Here is a 16,364-nt window from a genome sequence, read left to right as displayed (position 1 = left end):
GATTTCGGCGAAAAAGTTTATATCCACAGCTATATCGTTTATATACTCTGTTTAAGCTCTTCTTGCTGGCAGGATAGAGATGGGGTAGTTGCATTTGCCCCCTTACAGCGTGGTGAAAGCATTATGGCGCTAATTGTTCAAAAGTACGGTGGCACATCGGTTGGGTCGGTCGAACGGATTCAGGCCGTGGCGCAACGGGTGGTACAGACCGTGAAGGCAGGCCATGCCCTGGTTGTCGTGGTGTCGGCAATGGGCAAGACCACTGATGGGTTAGTGAAGCTGGCGAATGAAATTTCTCCCAACCCCAGTCGGCGCGAGATGGATATGCTGCTTTCAACAGGGGAGCAGGTATCGATCGCCCTTCTCAGCATGGCGTTACAGGCATTGGGGCAACCCGCGATTTCGCTCACCGGGGCACAGGTCGGCATTGTCACCGAAGCAGAACACAGTCGCGCCCGCATTTTGCAAATTAAGACAGAACGGCTGGAGCGTCATCTCAAAGAAGGTAAGGTGGTGGTGGTGGCTGGCTTTCAGGGCATCAGCGCTACGGATGATCTGGAAATTACGACTCTGGGGCGCGGTGGGTCAGATACCTCTGCGGTGGCACTTGCTGCGGCGCTGCAAGCCAGCTTTTGCGAAATTTATACCGATGTTCCTGGTATCTTAACCACCGATCCGCGACTGGTGCCCGATGCTCAATTGATAGCAGAAATTACCTGTGATGAAATGCTGGAGCTTGCCAGTCTCGGTGCAAAAGTGTTGCATCCCCGTGCAGTCGAAATTGCTCGGAACTACGGGATGCCGCTTGTCGTGCGATCGAGCTGGACAGATGAACCCGGTACGTGGGTAGTCTCGCCCGTGCCACAGGTGCGATCGCTCACAGGCTTGGAACTGGTGCATCCCGTTGATGGGGTTGAGTTTGATACCGATCAGGCCAAGGTGTCGCTGCTGCGAGTGCCCGATCGCCCTGGTGTAGCGGCACGTCTGTTTGGCGAAATTGCAGCGCAAAGCTTGAATGTCGATTTGATTATTCAATCGATCCACGAAAGCAATACAAATGACATCGCCTTCACCGTGACTAAACAGTCACTCAGGCAAGCAGAAGCGGTCGCCAGTGCCATTCTGCCAGCCCTCAACACGGAAGTCACACATCCTGACGGCGAGGCTGAAGTGATGGTCGAGCAGCAGATTGCCAAAGTGGCGATCGCGGGTGCAGGGATGATTGGTCGTCCCGGTGTTGCGGCTCAAATGTTCTCGACCCTTGCCGCAGCCGGGGTAAACATCCGCATGATTTCAACGTCTGAAGTCAAAGTCAGTTGCGTCATTGATGAAGCCGATTGCGATCGCGCGATCGCGGCACTGTGTAAGACCTTTGAAGTACAGAAGTCAGGAGTCAGAAGTCAGGAGCCAGAAATTAGGAATCAGCGGTCAGCGGTCAGCAGTCAGCCTTTCAAAAAGCCTACACCCTACACCCTACACCCCACACCACACACCCCTCCCGTTCGAGGCGTTGCCCTTGATCTAAACCAGGCACGTCTGGCGATTCGCCATATTCCCGATCGTCCTGGTATGGCCGCAGAACTGTTTCAACTCCTGGCAGCGCAACAGATTAGCGTCGATATGATCATTCAATCGCAGCGATGCCGGGTGATTAATGGTATCACCACGCGCGATATTGCATTTACCGTGGCACAACTGGATGCAGACGCGGCCTGTACGGTGCTAACGCAAGCCTCCCCAAAGCTGGGTTGCGGTGAAATTGTGGTCGATCGTGAAATTGCCAAAGTCAGCATTGTGGGGTCTGGCATGGTGCATCAGCCCGGTACAGCAGCCCGCATGTTTGAAGCGTTAGCAGAGCACCAAATCAACATTCAAATGATCGCCACCTCTGAAATTAAGGTTAGTTGTGTAGTTGCCAAAACAGACGGCATCAAAGCTTTGCAGCTCATTCATGCCGCGTTTGGCCTTTCAAACAAGGTGTAGAGTTAATGGTGCGTTAGAGGTTAATGCGCGATCACGATGGTATTTAAAGCTATCAGCAGTCATCTATCAGCTTTCAGCTTTATGACTGGCAGGCTGACCGCTGACCGCTAATTCGGAACAACCTTCACCGCATCAAAAACGGAATTAGCCCTAACGCTCCGGACTTACTGCCCGACGGTACCCGTCCCTGTGGAGCCACCAGTCGGTGCAACCGAGGGAGATGTTGACGTACCAGGTGTAGTAGTTGTGCTTTGACCAGGGGTTGTATTTAGGCCAGGTGTGGTTTGAGTGGTGCCTGGAGTTGTGAGCGTACTACCTGGAGTTGTAAGCGTGCTACCTGGAGTTGTGAGTGTCGTTCCAGGTGTCCCGTTGGAATTTGTAACACCACTGGGGTTTGTGGTGCCAGTGGAAGGCGAAGTGGTGCCGCCTGGTGACAAGCCATAAGGACTAGTGGTGCCCGATGGAGATGTAACAGACGTTCCGTAAGACGGTGTTACAACGCCATAAGAACCCGTTGGGGCTGTTGCACCACTACCTCCAGCAGGAGAAGTCCCTGTGGTGCCGTAAGGTGAACTGGTGCCCGCGTTAGTGCCTCCATTCGTTCCACTGGAAGGCGACGTTGTACCGTAGGGACTCGTACCCGGTGTTGTGGTCACTCCAGTCGAAGGAGACGTGGGTGTTACCCCAGTCGAAGGCGATGCTGGCGATACCCCCGTCGAGGGTGACGCTGGTGTGACTCCCGTTGTGCCGCTACCGCCAGTACCGCTCGTGCTTCCACCCGCACTGCTTTGGGCAGAAACCTGTGAAGCAGAGAGTGCCGCAAAGGAGGCAAACCCGATCGCACCTGCCAAGGAAGCCAAGTATTTTAGCCGTTGCATCTGAGAAAAATCCTCTGAGCGCTCTACGTTCACTACTGTAGAAATGCTGACTCAAACTTCCACCTACCCCTAGTCTTAAGCGACAAGCCCTCGATCTCTACCATCAAGCGTAGATAATTTTTCTTCCCCATTTCCTACTCCCCATTCCACTCCCCTCACCGCTGCCCTTCATCGCGCTGCGGCAGAACCACCGTTACCGTCGTGCCCTGATTAAGCGCACTATCGATGTGAATGTGTCCCTGGTGATTCTCGACGATCACCCTCGCAATTGCCAATCCCAAACCTGACCCAGCAGCAGATGTTTGCGTGCGTGCCTGGTCAACCCGGTAGAAGCGATCGAACAATCGTGGGAGTGCCTCTGGTGCAATGCCAATGCCTGTATCACTCACGCTGATCTGGAGTAGCGGATTACCTGATCGCTTGAGTGGCTGAATTTTTACCCCTACCTTTCCACCAGAAGGCGTGTACTGCAACGCATTGCTGACCAGATTGGTGAACAGGCGTGCTAATTGATCCCGATCGGCGTACAGCGTACTCCAGTCTTGCGTTGGCGAGGATGGGGCGATCGTCGGTAGAGAAGGCAACGCATCTGTGACTCCGTTTTGACTGAGTATAGTTTGACTATTTTGATTATTGGTACTGGGGGAGATACTTTTAGTCACTGGCTCGATAACGCTCAAGTCAAGCTGAATGCCTTTATCCTCAGCAAGCGTTTGTTGTTCTTCCAATACGTCTTGCAGCAAGCCCTCCAGAGATACATTGACACAACGCGCTTGCACAAAGCCACTATCCTGTCGTGCCAGAAAGAGCAGATCATCGACCAAGCGACCCAACCGTCGGGTCAATCGCTCTACGACTTTGAGGTGCTGCTGTTGCGTCTGAGGATCAGGATCGGGGTCTGCAAGTGCGACCTGTACATTCGTTTGCATAATGGCGATCGGGTTGCGTAACTCATGCGACGCATCTGCTGTGAACTGCTTGAGCCGTTGGTATGATTCGCGTACAGGCTCCATCGCCAAGCCAGAGAGAAACCACCCGATCGCGGCGACGGCTGCCACCATTAGCCCGATTCCTAACAAGAGATCCCACACCAACTGGCGCACAGGTTTGGTGACTTCAAACCAGGGATGACTCACCCGCAAGTAGCCCAACACTTGCCGACCGACCTCAATGCGTTGCGTCACCTGTCGGAGAATGAGTGAGTCTGGAGAGGAGGTAGTCGTTAATTTTGGATTTTTAGTTGCTAATAATCCTTGATTGGTTTGATTCGTAGCGCTTTGTCCTTTTCCCTCCGCGTCTTGCGCTTCGACTGCTCGTAAGGTTCCGCTTACGCCTCTGATCGTGTGTACTGTTTCGCCAGTGCTATCTAGATGCAGCGGGATTTGCAGCGGTTCTGATAGGGTTGACCAGAGCAGGGTGCCTGTAGGGCTGAACCATTCCAAATCGATGTGGTCATCTTCCCCAGTATCCGCATTATCGCGAAAGCTGGCTTCAACATTCACCCGGAGCGCTCCGCCTTCAGAGTGAGGATTCACGGGTTCAATCACGAGCGATCGCCCCACCACTTCCACCACATGATTCAACGTGTCATCAATCCGCTCAATCAACGTCTCTCGGACATATAGATAAAAGCCCGTAGCAAACAGCAACAGCAACACTGCTGTAACAGTGGTATACCAAAGCGCCAGCCGACGACGAGTAGTTTGAAACATAGGTCTCAATCTAGCAATTGGCGTAGGGAAAGTGCGAATGGAACGAGATCTTCCTGGATGGTTTGCCAGACGATCGCCATTCTTCAGAAGTAGAAGGTATGGATGGAATCTCTCAAGACCGATTCACGAAGATATGGCTTCAAAGAGCCTGGTGTACCTAAATCAACAGAACGTTCCAAAATTTCTTCTAAGTAACGCTTTAAACGCACAAAGGTAAAAAGACCTACCGGACGATCGAACGCAACCAGCAGATCGACATCACTATCCGATCGAGCGTCATCTCGCGCCACAGAGCCAAACAGCGCTAGAGATTTCACACCAAAGCTTTTCAACGTCTTTTGATGGCTATGCAAAATGGCTAACGCTTCGTGTCGTCGCATTGCTGTTTTGTGGAAAGTTCAATTCATTCTAAACGGACACTCTACACACCAAGCTTTTCACGAATAACGTCAGGTTTATCTTTAAAGCCAACCATAACAGCAGTGCCGTCTTTGACGAAGAGTGGTCGCTTGAGTAACATGGCATCATTGGCAAAGGCATCGATCCATTGTGCGTCTGTCCAGTCATCTTTAGTGGTACCCAAAGCGCGGTAGGACTGCCCAGAGGTGTTTCGCATCGGTTTGGAGCCAAGTGCTTCTACCCAGCTTTGAATGAGCGATCGTGCGGGTGGCTGCTCTTTCGTATTGATGAATTCATAGGTGATCCCACTGCTTTCCAGCCAGGAGAAGGCTTTTTTGCAGGTGCCACAGTTGGGAATACCGTAAACTTTGAGGGACATGATGGCAAACGTGAGACAGCTTTTCTTAGTGTAGAGGGTGAGGCAGAGGGTTATACCAGTTTTGAGTTTTGAGTTTTGAGTAGCGCTATGCGCCGACAAGCTAGAGAGTTTTGAGTGACCGAACCTGCATGACATTGCTGGTTGGAGTGCATCGTTGTAGCTCAATGAAAGAAAAGGGTATTAGGGTGAGATAGTAGTACGATCGCCAGTAGCACCATCTGCGAAGGGAGGGCAACAATGGTACAAGTCCCTGAAAAGACGCTGACGTTAGAGGCGTTTCTGCAACTGCCAGAGACGAAGCCTGCCAGTGAATATATCGATGGACAAATCATTCAGAAACCAATGCCACAGGGAAAACACAGCATACTACAGGGTGAATTAGTAACGAACGTCAATGCTGTTGTTAAGCCACAGCGAATTGCCTTGGCGTTTCCTGAACTACGTTGCACGTTTGGTGGTCGATCGACCGTTCCAGATATTGCCGTCTTTATGTGGTCACGTATCGGCTAAAGTTAGGCGGCGATCGCTCGGTAAGAGAAGGTGAGGGATGAGATTTAAGACAGCTATCAGCGGTCAGCCATCAGCTATCAGCTTTTTACCTTTTGCCTTCCTACTCCCTACTCCCTACTCGCGCTTGCGCCGTTTCAGCCAGCTCTGTTAAGAACAGTAGCGCCTTTGCCACATAGCTGGCGCAATCGTAAGGGGAACTGGTGTAGAACGATCGCCATGCCGCTGCTTTATGTTCGTCATAGCGATCGCGATGATCGAGATGCCCATCCATCCATGCCAAACGGACGGCGTGACCGACCAGCACATCTAGAACAATGTAGTCTTCTATGTACAAATTGGGGTTGTGATCAGTGATCGTAGCGAGTTCCATCAGCGCTTCGATGTTGACCTGACGGTATTCAGGAGCCTGGATTTTATTGAGCAGATGTTCTACCTGAAGCGCAAAGTTTTTTTCACCTGGAGTGGTTTCTGCTAGCAGCAAATGACTATCCAGGCGATTGCGGCGTTCGAGTTTGTCGCCAATGACTAAGCCTTTGCAATGTTTGAGTAGATTCCACACGTTGGGGTAAAAGTGCTTGGGGACGCGGTTAAGAGAGCCATCCAACTGACGTTTGCGCCACCAGTTTTCGACGTTTGGCGGTGTGTCTTCCTGCTCCGATCGCACAATCCATTCAATATTCATTTGCCGTTGTTTGATGGGCAGCGACTCCTGACGGAATAGCGCCTTGTCTAACCCCTGATAGCCCTCCAACACATGATGGAGGCGGGTTTGCATTTCGTGGGGACTCAACTGCATCAGGCGTTCGTAAGCTTCATCTTGCGGAACGTTGAGTTCCCATGCCAGTTCACTGGTAATCAGCAAAATGAGATAGCCCACTCGAAGCGTCAAGAGTCCGTCAAAGAGAGACGGTTCCGCTTTGATGAGCAAGCTGAGGTAGATCAGAATTTCCTGAGTCAACATGCGATCGCGGATATCTTCGCGGCAAAACTCGGTGATTTTTTGCATCACCTCGATCGGTGAACCAGGACGCGTAATCAGAGAGGCTTCGCTGTAAGCGCGACCCACGGAAATTTGCTTTTGTCGTACTAAGATGTCAGTCACGGCATCGGCAAGGCTCATGTCGATTTTGTTGCGGAGTCCGGCTGCACGACGGACGATCGCCCACTGCTTCAGCGTCCCGGCTTTGGTGTAAATCTCATCCAGCAATTCGCCAACGGTCACGCGTTTCGCAGGCCGCCCAAAGCCCGTATCAAAGTCAAGCTCTTTGAGCCGCACCAGTGTACTGAGCAGTTCCACCTGCTTATAGAGATTGGCGGATTGCTTCAGGCTAGAGAGCAATAGCCCCGTATTGGTTTCACACTCTAGCCGAAACTCTTGCGTGATGCTGAGTGGCACCAGTTGATCGGGATGAAAACTGAGGTATTGGGTTTCGGGCAGCGCATCGCGGACAGGGGATTGGGTGAAATCGAAGTCATGCAGAAAGTCAATGCGTTCGACCGTCGCCGTCAGCATGAGCTGATTGAGCCGTCCTAACTTCACCTGCACTCCATTGCAGTTACCGTCATGTAGTTCCCGCAGCAAGGTCAGCAGCGGCATTGTATCCGGTGCGTTGGGATCGTCTGCCTCCAGCATGTCTTGGGTGAGCAGCAGGGTCATGGTAGGTCGCCCAAGCTGGCTCCAGTGGCGTTGAATGTGCGCCAGTTCGGTGCGAATTTGCGTCACCAGAACGTGTGGGTCGAGAGCCAGGTAAAACTGCTGCTTGTTCAGAATGGAGGGTAGAAAGACGATGCGATCGCCCCGAATTTGAAAGATGCGTGCGGTAGTCAGGCTTCGCAACCGCCGGGCTGGACGACCACTCAGACCCAATTTGTCGTTACGCCCAATTTGGGTATACACAGTGGCTAACTCTTGCGCTTCCCGCACCTGAAACGATTCTGCCTGCGTGGGAGTTTGAGTGGCAATCCCATAGGCCGCTAACTGAGACTGAAGCGCCTCATTTTCTGCCAGTAAAGCGACTTGCACCTGGGGTTTGCGTTGCTGTCGTACGTGCAAATGACGGCCTAACGGATCGATATCGCCTACTGCCAACAGATTTTCACTTAAGAGTTGCCCCAATAGATACAGGCTTTGCGCCCACACCAGCGGCACATTCTCGTTCGGCAGCCGTTTTTGGCTTTGTGGGTTAGCTTGCTCTGCGTCAACGCGATCTGCTGGTACGTAGTAAAGCTCTGGCAGAAGGTGCAGTCCATCTCGTTCTACCAGAATGGCTTGCAGTCGTTGCTGATAGTCCTGAATCTGATCACGATCGCCCCTAAACACGGCATCCAGCAGTAAATAGGTGAAGAATAGCGGCCATTCGCACTCAATATGCTCAAACTGCTTCAGTTCCCAGGGTTCGTAGTGCAGACGGCTGGTATCTTCCAAAACGGTCTGGTGCCCGTCGCGGAGAAAGCGCTTGCAGCCGTACTTGCCCTGAAGTTTGGTGATGATGTCGTTGCGGGTGCGATCGCGCAGTTTGCCATCATCCACCGCAAACGCTGGAAACCCAATCACGCTCAACAGCGCCGCATCCACTTCTTTAGAACTGGATTCTCTTGGCAACATCGATTCGAGCGTAATGCGCGATCGGGCAATTTCATCCGGCAAGACGTGGATGACCGAAGTTTGTCCGCCATGCACACCAAACAGGTTCAACCCACTCATGGCTTCTAGCGCCGCTTTTGCCATACCCACAGAACTGGCGTTGAGTTCTGGATTGCCGTGGTTGATCTTGTTGCCCCGCTCCCAAATGCCGTAGTCGGGTGTACGGTAAGCGCGTCCGATGTAATAAACCAGATTTTGGATGAAATTCACTTCATCCGTCGTAAAAATGATATGCAGTCCCGATGCCGTCATCTGTGCCAGCACCAGCAGAAAAATGGAGGTCGCATCCAACTGCAAATGCCCCCACTGGTCATCCCCAACCACTGTGCCACCCGTGTGCGTGTCATACTTTGCATGGAGCGCATCCAACGGCGATTGTGTCACTTTGAATGTTTCGACCTTCTGCACCTGCCGCATCATCGCAAACAGCAGTCCGCGCATCAGCTTAATGACGCTGTGCTCTAGCTCAAAGGTGCGTCCGCGATCGTCATCCAGCCGCCGATACGCCAGCCCCAGCCCCCACACCGCGAGAATGCTATATACGTTATCTCGCACCCAGGCATCGGTGTAGTCACCGTGAGCATTCACCGCCGTACTCGCTGGCAGCAGCCCCGTAATGGGATTTTGGCGGATCAAAATGATCGCTTTAATCTGCTCGTAGTAGCTATCCAGCCGATCCTGTAGCGTTTCAGTTCGCATCGACATACGTTCGTTCAGACCGATAAGGAAGGGAATAAGACGGTTAAAAAAGTGCGCGTTGCTGAATAGCGGTATGAATTCGCCCCCCAGCCCCCAATTTTGGGGGAGCCAGATTTCTCATAGTCCCCCAGCATATAGCCTTCGGCATTCAAGAAAGGGGGATTTAGGGGGCGAGGAGACTTGCAACTCAGATAAATTCATACTTTGATTCAGCAACGCCAAAAAGTGCAATGGGCGATCGCACGTCTAAATCGCTTCATTATCGCTTTTTCTAAAAGAATGACAGTTGCGGTTTACACGGAGTGGGGAATGGGGAGTGGAGAGTGGGGGAAGGCAAACGGAAGAGGCTCTGAACTGTTTTGGACGCTTGCCGCGATCGTCTGAAGAGTCTCGAAGGGGATCGAGAGAGTCTTTGAGAATGTTAGGAGGCTTGCTGAGAGTGTTGAAAGAGCCTTCGAGAGTGTCTAGAGACTCGCTGAGAGTGTCGAAAGAGTCTGCGGAGGGTGTCGAAAGAGTTTCTGGAAGTGTCTAGAGAAGCTTTGAGAGTGTCGAAAGAGCTTTGGGAAGTGCTTAAAGAGGCTCTGAGAGTGTCGAAAGAGGTTGCTGAGAGTGTCGAAAGAGTCTCTGGAAGTGTCTAGAGAAGCTCTGAGAGTGTCTAGAGAGCCTCTGAGAATATCTAGAGAGCCTCTGAGAATGTCTGGAGAACCTCTGAAAGTGTCAAAAGAGTAATGACACTGAAGTAAGCGCTTACCAATGGCTGAAAGCGTTGATCAACCCTACTCAAAGGCTGAAAGCATTGATCACTCTTCATCCTTCATCCTTTAGACTTTAGACTTCATCCCCCATCCCTCATCCCTCATCCCCCCAAATTTCCCCTCATTTATCCGGATTCTCCCCGCAGGCTGGGAACAATAGAGTGGTAGATGCACCCTGATAATAGCCCCCGGCGCTTGTCGTCGGGGCTTTTTCTTTGGGAGGGGCGATCGACAATGCGTAGCGAATAAAGAACTAATAAGCAAGATTTGACCTTCTGCCCTCTGCCCCCTGCCTTCTGCCTTCAAAACGGCTTCGTTTCAACGTCGTCGAGCCGCCAAGTCAGCATATTCGCCCAGCCACTCATCTTTGGGGTTTAGAGAGAACAGCAGCATTTCTACCAAACAAACGAGAATGCTTTTACGCCACAGTGCTTGTTTTTGTTGAGTCCGCACTCGCTGTTCTACTTCAAAAAATGTCTGTACCGAATTATCTTGAATGACCTGAAGCTGCAAGTCCGCCAATAGCTGTTGACGTAGCTCCAAATGTGATTGCAACAGTTGATTCAGATCTCCTGAAGGTTGATACCGATAGAGATTGCGTGGCTGTCGGAAAAAGGCGTAAGCAGTCGCAGAGAGAGAACTGAGCGGGCGATCGGTCGTGCCCAGTCTCCAACCCTGATCTAAAACACTGATAACGCTACAGTGCATGGGTGTTCTCCCCACAAGCTGACCTACTTCAACAAAGCAATGGTGCTTGGGGTGAGAAAAGAGTCTGGCATTGCCTGTAGAGGGTTTCGCCAATTGAAAATCGAGCAGTTTGATAAAACCGAGCGATTCTAAACGAATTGTGTAAGTCGTGAGAGCGTCCCGATCGATCCCCCGCACGGTCGCCAGTTCGACAGGTTGGTACCCTATCTTGTCTGGAATCGCGTTCATGAAGAGTAGCTTCATGAGGACTTCCAAGAACACAATGAGGGGAAGCAGAGACACAAGCAGAGCAATTGCAGCGCGAGGAAAGACGTGCGGTGCATCCAGTAGCAGAAAGACAGCGCGGGATATTTGAGGACCGATCGCGCTCCAGAGTATAAAAAAACAGAATCCTGCAAGGAAGGCGGGCAAGTTAAATTTCGGTTTCATGATGCTTCACGGCTAAATCTCGTTTCCGAGCGCTAATTCCTGGAGTGTTTTCAGGTAGAGAGACCGTCTGTAGGGACGTTACATGTAACGTCCCTACAGACAAAAACAATAGACTTCCTGCATGAATCAGATTTTGCCCCCCCATCCCCCCAAATTTGGGGGGCATCAGTTTTAGCTTCCCCCAAACTTGGGGGACGGGAGGGGGCTTTTAAGTATTCGCGCAGGAGGTCTAATAGATCAGGACTTACGCAAATTCTCTAAAACTATCCCCCCAGCCCCCAATTTATAGCCCTAGCGGGCATACAAGAAAGGGGGAGCAAGCACTCAAAGTCCCCCAGAATTGGGGGATTTAGGGGGCGACTGCGTAAGTCCTATAGATGTTTCCTAGAACGTTCCTGCGGGCAAAAATGGCTTCTCTCTACGCGAACCCGTGGAACGATTCAACCTTAAGCATTCCCCAGAGCATGAATGGCTGAACGATTAACCTGTCCTTCTATCGCGTGCAAGTAACCAGGCATCAGCGCGAAATGTAACGGTTTGCAACGTATAATGAGAGCAATCCAACCTTGAAGAAGATTAAAGAAGCCACATGCGAGTTGCGATCGCTGGAGCAGGTCTGGCAGGGCTTTCCTGTGCCAAATACCTGATCGATGCGGGACATACCCCCATTGTTTTAGAAAGTCGAGATGTTTTGGGTGGCCTGGTCGCTGCCTGGAAAGATGAAGACGGCGACTGGTACGAAACTGGTCTGCACGCTTTCTTTGGGGCCTATCCCAACATGCTGCAACTGATGGCAGAACTCGGCATCGAAGACCGACTTCAGTGGAAGCAGCACACGCTCATTTTTAACCAGCCCGATAAACCAGGAGTGCTGTCTCGCTTTGACGTGCCCGATATTCCTGCGCCGTTTAACGTCATCGTGTCGATTCTTCGCAACAACGACATGCTGACGTGGGAGCAAAAGGTTCGTTTTGCCATTGGTCTTACGCCTGCGATCGTGCGCGGTCAGAAGTACGTCGAGGAGATGGACAAGTACTCGATGGATGAGTGGCTGCGGCGGCAGGGCATTGACGAAAAAGTGAGTACCGATGTGTTCATCGCCGCATCGAAAGCGCTGACGTTTATTAATCCTGATGAGGTGTCGTCCACAATCCTGCTCACAGCGCTCAACCGCTTTCTGCAAGAACGCTACGGTTCCAAAATCGCGTTTCTGGATGGTTCACCGACGGAGCGCTTGTGCCAGCCGATCGTCGATTACATCACAGCAGGCGGTGGGGAAGTCCATTTGAAAAAACCGCTGAAGGAAATCCAGCTTCATGAGGATGGCACAGTGAAAGGCTTTCTCATGCGCGGGTTGGATGGTGCGGCTGATGAAGTCATTACAGCCGATGCTTATGTTTCTGCGATGTCAGTAGATGTGATGAAGGTACTGACTCCCTCATCCTGGAAGACAATGGCGTTTTTTCAAAAGCTGGATGGATTGGAAGGCGTGCCCGTGATTAACCTGCATCTCTGGTTCGATCGCAAGCTCACCGATATTGATCAACTCCTCTTTTCTCGATCGGAACTTCTCAGCGTCTACGCCGATATGAGTGTGACCTGCAAAGAATATGCTGACCCCGATCGCTCCATGCTGGAGTTAGTCCTTGCGCCTGCCAAAGATTGGATCGATAAGTCAGATGACGAAATCATTGCCGCGACGATGAAAGATCTGGAGCGACTTTTTCCGCAGCACTTTGGCACAGATAACCCAGCGAAACTGCGAAAATTTAAGGTTGTGAAAACGCCGCGATCGGTCTATACCGCCACTCCAGGACGACAGGCATATCGTCCTGACCAAGTGACACCTGTGCCAAATTTCTTCCTTTCAGGGAGTTATACGATGCAACGCTATCTTGGCAGTATGGAGGGTGCCGTACTTTCTGGTAAGCTGACAGCGCAGGCACTTGTGAACAGTCAATGGTTGAGTGACCTTTCCCATTCAACAAATGACTCAGCTAGCACAAGGCATCAGCCCCAACCAATGGCGAAGATTTAAGTCTTTGCTGTCTACAGCGAATGTGTAGGCGTTCGCCGTCTCCATAATGTTCATACTTTTAACTGATGGTTCTTCTTAGAGCTAACAGTTTGATGAAGCATTAGCGGGCACTGGGGCGAAAGGCGTGTAGCTTTGCCATTGAAGTGATACTCAACGGCGCATTGCTGCCCTTACTGCGATCGGCTCCTTGCCTACCCTGAATCTGCTCACCTGCTATGTTCGCCAAGCGTTCTCAAGGAAATGCTGAAATTGCCTGATTATTCTTGTGTGAGGACTCTAGCTTCTCTGGAAGATGCCTACGAACTCTGTCGTCAAATTACGGCAAAGTACTCCAAGACCTTCTATCTGGGCACCATGCTGATGCCAGAGGCGAAGCGTCGGGCAATCTGGGCAATCTACGTCTGGTGTCGCCGTACCGACGAGTTGGTGGATGGGCCTCGCGCAAGCTTAACCACACCCGAAACGCTAGATCAGTGGGAGAAGCAGCTAGAGTCAGTGTTTGCTGGTCAGCCGATCGAAGATCCGGATGTGGCCCTAGTAGACACCCTGGAACGGTTCCCGATCGACATTCAGCCGTTTCGCGACATGATTGCAGGGCAGCGGATGGACTTGTACCGATCGCGCTACGAAACGTTTGAACAGCTTGAACTTTATTGCTACCGGGTTGCAGGCACCGTTGGCCTGATGACCACCCCTGTGATGGGGATTGATACGACCCCCCGCACAGCACCCTGGGATCTCTACCGCAAAGTGAGCGATGATCCTACGGAAGAAGCTGTGGCGCTGGGCATTGCGAACCAACTCACCAATATTCTACGGGATGTAGGCGAAGACGCAAGCCGAGGTCGAATCTACCTTCCTCTAGATGAACTGGCGCTGTTCAACTACACTGAAGACGATTTGTTTAATGGCGTGGTCGATGAGCGCTGGCGTGAACTGATGCGATTCCAAATTCAGCGTGCCCGTAAGTTTTTTGCCTCTGCCGAACGGGGCATTCGAGCGCTCAACCGCGATGCTCGCTTCCCAGTTTGGGCCGCACTCATGTTATACAGCGGCATTTTGGACGAGATCGAACGGAACGGCTACGATGTGTTTCGCCGCCGAGCCTATGTACCCAGTGCCCGGAAGTTAACCTGCTTGCCGATCGCCCGCCTACGAGCGGCTGTGTTGTAGGCGATCAGCGATGGTAGCCTCCTCTCTGGGTATCCTCATCCTGTGTCAGAATTGAGGAACCAGCCATTTATTCCGACGAACGAACAAGCCCTCGCCTGCCTGCGGGTCTGTCCAATGCTTTCGACAGCCTACCGAGACATTCATTTGTTCCGCTTTGACCCTCTCACTGGAGCGGCCTACATCCTTGCAGGCGACAGTATCGAAATCACTGTACCTCCTAGTGGTCTGTCAAGACTTATTTTGTGAGTTTCTCACTTACAAAATAACATCCTTCACTAAACCCAAAGCACAAAATCAAAACTGACGAACCACTAGTGGACTTTGGGATTTCTTATGAACTCAAATTATGCCGAAATGAGTCGCTCTGAATTGAAAGCCTATGTGCTGGAGCATCGAGATGATCTGGAAGCTATTCGGGCACTCTTCCATCATCCTGATGTTGATGGGAAATGGACAACAATGCCGCCAACGTACAAAGACGGTCAGCCCATTGAGGAGAACATTCGTTTAGCGGAGGAAACGATTCGGCGGCTGGCAGAGGAAGACGAACAGAAGAAGCACGATCGCAACCCATGACCTCTTTGATTCACCCCAATCCAAAAACTGATCCATCCGCGCCACTTCTGGGCAAATCCTTAGCTGAATTGACTGAGTGGGTACAGCAGCAGGGGCAGCGTCCTTACCGTGGCAAGCAGTTGCATGAATGGCTGTATCAAAAGGGTGTGCGATCGCTCACCGACATTTCCGTTTTTTCCAAAGAATGGCGGGCTGAGTTGGAAGGTGTGGACATCGGGCGATCAACGCTCCACCACCGCTCTGCGGCTCCCGATGGCACCGTTAAGTTTCTCCTGCGCCTTTCTGATGGACAGATTATTGAAACGGTAGGGATTCCGACATTCGATTGGGAGGAGGCAGAAGGCAGAAGGCAGAGGGCAGAAGGCAGGCAACCGCAGAGACGCGAAGGCGCAGAGATCGAACTTACCTCACACCCCACACCCTACACCCTACACCCCTCTCTCACCCGCCTCACCGTCTGCGTCTCCTCCCAGGTCGGGTGCCCAATGGCGTGTGACTTCTGTGCCACGGGGAAGGGCGGCTTTGTGCGGAATCTGACGACAGCCGAGATTGTGGATCAGGTGCTGACGGTACAAAACGACTTTCAGCAGCGCGTCAGCAATGTGGTCTTTATGGGTATGGGCGAACCGTTGCTGAATACAGAGAATGTGGTTGCGGCTCTACGCTGCTTAAATCAAGATGTAGGGATTGGGCAGCGTACCATGACGGTTTCGACGGTGGGGATTCCGGGTCGCATTCGTAATCTTGCCGCCAGTCAACTCCGTGCAACCCTTGCCGTCAGTCTCCATGCATCAAATCAGGCATTACGCGAGAAGCTTATTCCCAGCGCAAAGCATTATCCCTTAGAAGCACTGCTGGATGAGTGTCGGGAGTATGTGCAGATAACAGGTCGGCGGGTGACGTTTGAATATATCTTGCTGGCAGGGCTAAACGATTGCCCAGAGCACGCGATCGAACTCGCCCAACATCTACGCGGCTTCCAGAGTCACGTCAACTTGATTCCCTACAATCCCATCTCTGAAGTTGATTATCAACGGCCCAGTCCACAGCGCATCCAGACGTTTGTCAACGCGCTAAAAGCTAAGCATGTTGTCGTCAGCGTCCGTCAGTCTCGCGGACTAGCGACGGATGCGGCATGTGGGCAATTGCGGGCTTCCGCTGCAAAAGCGTCAGCATAAGCGGCTGCGATCGATACGACAGGGAGGCTTTTTGACCGAATCTTGGCAGAATCCTGGACGTTAGACTGGCTGAGCCTGAGTCCTACGCCAAGGATCCGATCGCCCACGCTTATACCATTAACGGTGGGCATAAAGACCAGGGGCATATGCCTCAATGACCCGTCCCGTTTGGGAACATGTCACCATTAAGTAGTCACAGGTCGAACATTGGGTTCTCGTCAAATGATCAGAGTCGAGATAATACCGTTCGGCATGACTGCCACAGTTAGGGCAGTGAATTGATAGTGCAGTAGGCATATTAAG

General features: G+C 51.9%; 16 protein-coding genes. 8 read left to right on the top strand and 8 right to left on the bottom strand.

The genetic code is table 11. The annotated features are described in order from the left end of the window. Positions 1 to 123 precede the first annotated feature (123 nt). A complete protein-coding gene (locus tag AC5JLP_RS19725; protein ID WP_496069650.1) occupies positions 124 to 1,983 on the top strand; it encodes an aspartate kinase in 1,860 nt (619 codons plus the stop codon). A gap of 164 nt (positions 1,984 to 2,147) precedes the next feature. Here AC5JLP_RS19725 and AC5JLP_RS19720 read toward each other — a convergent pair whose 3' ends face one another. The 4 genes from AC5JLP_RS19720 to AC5JLP_RS19705 all read right to left on the bottom strand — a co-directional run bounded on the left by AC5JLP_RS19720 (position 2,148) and on the right by AC5JLP_RS19705 (position 5,351). After that, complete coding sequence (locus tag AC5JLP_RS19720; protein ID WP_496069649.1) at positions 2,148 to 2,861, bottom strand: hypothetical protein; 714 nt, start codon at positions 2,859 to 2,861, stop codon at positions 2,148 to 2,150. Positions 2,862 to 3,016: 155 nt separating this feature from the next. Further along, positions 3,017 to 4,573, bottom strand: a complete 1,557-nt coding sequence (locus AC5JLP_RS19715; RefSeq protein ID WP_496069648.1) for a sensor histidine kinase — start codon at positions 4,571 to 4,573, stop codon at positions 3,017 to 3,019. Positions 4,574 to 4,656: 83 nt separating this feature from the next. After that, positions 4,657 to 4,953 (bottom strand): nucleotidyltransferase family protein, encoded by a 297-nt coding sequence (locus AC5JLP_RS19710; RefSeq protein WP_496069647.1) that lies wholly within the window; start codon positions 4,951 to 4,953, stop codon positions 4,657 to 4,659. Between the two features lie 41 nt (positions 4,954 to 4,994). Then, positions 4,995 to 5,351: a Spx/MgsR family RNA polymerase-binding regulatory protein gene (locus AC5JLP_RS19705; protein WP_496069646.1), complete on the bottom strand. Its 357-nt coding sequence runs from the start codon at positions 5,349 to 5,351 to the stop codon at positions 4,995 to 4,997. A gap of 237 nt (positions 5,352 to 5,588) precedes the next feature. Here AC5JLP_RS19705 and AC5JLP_RS19700 point away from each other — a divergent pair, with 237 nt between their 5' ends. Further along, entirely contained in the window at positions 5,589 to 5,861 is a 273-nt protein-coding gene (locus AC5JLP_RS19700; RefSeq protein WP_496069645.1) for a Uma2 family endonuclease, read from the top strand. A 100-nt stretch (positions 5,862 to 5,961) separates the two neighbouring features. Here AC5JLP_RS19700 and AC5JLP_RS19695 read toward each other — a convergent pair whose 3' ends face one another. Continuing rightward, the gene (locus AC5JLP_RS19695) at positions 5,962 to 9,210 is read right to left on the bottom strand and encodes a phosphorylase b kinase regulatory subunit alpha/beta (protein ID WP_496069644.1); all 3,249 of its coding nucleotides are present in this window, start codon (positions 9,208 to 9,210) and stop codon (positions 5,962 to 5,964) included. A gap of 198 nt (positions 9,211 to 9,408) precedes the next feature. Here AC5JLP_RS19695 and AC5JLP_RS19690 point away from each other — a divergent pair, with 198 nt between their 5' ends. Then, positions 9,409 to 9,588 (top strand): hypothetical protein, encoded by a 180-nt coding sequence (locus AC5JLP_RS19690; protein WP_496069643.1) that lies wholly within the window; start codon positions 9,409 to 9,411, stop codon positions 9,586 to 9,588. 689 nt (positions 9,589 to 10,277) lie between these two features. On the opposite strand, the gene AC5JLP_RS19685 is transcribed toward AC5JLP_RS19690, so the two are convergent. After that, the gene (locus AC5JLP_RS19685) at positions 10,278 to 11,096 is read right to left on the bottom strand and encodes a hypothetical protein (protein ID WP_496069642.1); all 819 of its coding nucleotides are present in this window, start codon (positions 11,094 to 11,096) and stop codon (positions 10,278 to 10,280) included. A 589-nt stretch (positions 11,097 to 11,685) separates the two neighbouring features. On the opposite strand from AC5JLP_RS19685, the gene pds reads away from it, so the two are divergent. Continuing rightward, on the top strand, positions 11,686 to 13,134 hold the full coding sequence (gene pds / locus AC5JLP_RS19680) for a 15-cis-phytoene desaturase (protein ID WP_496069641.1): 1,449 nt from the start codon (positions 11,686 to 11,688) through the stop codon (positions 13,132 to 13,134). A 100-nt stretch (positions 13,135 to 13,234) separates the two neighbouring features. Here the strand turns inward: pds and AC5JLP_RS19675 are convergent, their stop codons facing one another. Continuing rightward, the gene (locus tag AC5JLP_RS19675; protein WP_496069640.1) at positions 13,235 to 13,360 is read right to left on the bottom strand and encodes a hypothetical protein; all 126 of its coding nucleotides are present in this window, start codon (positions 13,358 to 13,360) and stop codon (positions 13,235 to 13,237) included. A gap of 14 nt (positions 13,361 to 13,374) precedes the next feature. On the opposite strand from AC5JLP_RS19675, the gene crtB reads away from it, so the two are divergent. From crtB to rlmN, 4 genes are all read left to right on the top strand, one after another. Further along, positions 13,375 to 14,307 (top strand): 15-cis-phytoene synthase CrtB, encoded by a 933-nt coding sequence (crtB, locus tag AC5JLP_RS19670; protein ID WP_496069639.1) that lies wholly within the window; start codon positions 13,375 to 13,377, stop codon positions 14,305 to 14,307. A gap of 42 nt (positions 14,308 to 14,349) precedes the next feature. Further along, a complete protein-coding gene (locus AC5JLP_RS19665) occupies positions 14,350 to 14,553 on the top strand; it encodes a DUF6888 family protein (protein ID WP_496069638.1) in 204 nt (67 codons plus the stop codon). Positions 14,554 to 14,640: 87 nt separating this feature from the next. Further along, positions 14,641 to 14,883, top strand: a complete 243-nt coding sequence (locus tag AC5JLP_RS19660; RefSeq protein ID WP_496069637.1) for a DUF6887 family protein — start codon at positions 14,641 to 14,643, stop codon at positions 14,881 to 14,883. Beyond that, positions 14,880 to 16,061, top strand: a complete 1,182-nt coding sequence (rlmN, locus tag AC5JLP_RS19655; protein ID WP_496069636.1) for a dual-specificity RNA methyltransferase RlmN — start codon at positions 14,880 to 14,882, stop codon at positions 16,059 to 16,061. Before AC5JLP_RS19660 ends, rlmN begins: the two co-directional genes overlap by 4 nt. Positions 16,062 to 16,178: 117 nt before the next feature. Here rlmN and AC5JLP_RS19650 read toward each other — a convergent pair whose 3' ends face one another. Further along, the gene (locus AC5JLP_RS19650; protein WP_496069635.1) at positions 16,179 to 16,358 is read right to left on the bottom strand and encodes a replication restart DNA helicase PriA; all 180 of its coding nucleotides are present in this window, start codon (positions 16,356 to 16,358) and stop codon (positions 16,179 to 16,181) included. Positions 16,359 to 16,364: the final 6 nt, after the last annotated feature.

It is taken from the genome of Stenomitos rutilans (assembly GCF_059505485.1).
The sequence above is the reverse complement of the archived record's forward strand: the minus strand, read 5'-3'. Positions and strand labels throughout refer to the sequence as shown.

What these genes read in the sequence shown, in the direction of transcription:
- AC5JLP_RS19700 (WP_496069645.1), top strand. Translation starts at nt 5,589, where the DNA reads ATGGTACAAGTCCCTGAAAAGACGCTGACGTTAGAGGCGTTTCTGCAA.
- AC5JLP_RS19720 (WP_496069649.1), bottom strand. Translation starts at nt 2,861, where the DNA reads ATGCAACGGCTAAAATACTTGGCTTCCTTGGCAGGTGCGATCGGGTTT.
- crtB (WP_496069639.1), top strand. Translation starts at nt 13,375, where the DNA reads ATGCTGAAATTGCCTGATTATTCTTGTGTGAGGACTCTAGCTTCTCTG.
- AC5JLP_RS19710 (WP_496069647.1), bottom strand. Translation starts at nt 4,953, where the DNA reads ATGCGACGACACGAAGCGTTAGCCATTTTGCATAGCCATCAAAAGACG.
- rlmN (WP_496069636.1), top strand. Translation starts at nt 14,880, where the DNA reads ATGACCTCTTTGATTCACCCCAATCCAAAAACTGATCCATCCGCGCCA.
- pds (WP_496069641.1), top strand. Translation starts at nt 11,686, where the DNA reads ATGCGAGTTGCGATCGCTGGAGCAGGTCTGGCAGGGCTTTCCTGTGCC.
- AC5JLP_RS19725 (WP_496069650.1), top strand. Translation starts at nt 124, where the DNA reads ATGGCGCTAATTGTTCAAAAGTACGGTGGCACATCGGTTGGGTCGGTC.
- AC5JLP_RS19705 (WP_496069646.1), bottom strand. Translation starts at nt 5,351, where the DNA reads ATGTCCCTCAAAGTTTACGGTATTCCCAACTGTGGCACCTGCAAAAAA.
- AC5JLP_RS19715 (WP_496069648.1), bottom strand. Translation starts at nt 4,573, where the DNA reads ATGTTTCAAACTACTCGTCGTCGGCTGGCGCTTTGGTATACCACTGTT.
- AC5JLP_RS19695 (WP_496069644.1), bottom strand. Translation starts at nt 9,210, where the DNA reads ATGTCGATGCGAACTGAAACGCTACAGGATCGGCTGGATAGCTACTAC.
- AC5JLP_RS19660 (WP_496069637.1), top strand. Translation starts at nt 14,641, where the DNA reads ATGAACTCAAATTATGCCGAAATGAGTCGCTCTGAATTGAAAGCCTAT.
- AC5JLP_RS19650 (WP_496069635.1), bottom strand. Translation starts at nt 16,358, where the DNA reads ATGCCTACTGCACTATCAATTCACTGCCCTAACTGTGGCAGTCATGCC.
- AC5JLP_RS19685 (WP_496069642.1), bottom strand. Translation starts at nt 11,096, where the DNA reads ATGAAACCGAAATTTAACTTGCCCGCCTTCCTTGCAGGATTCTGTTTT.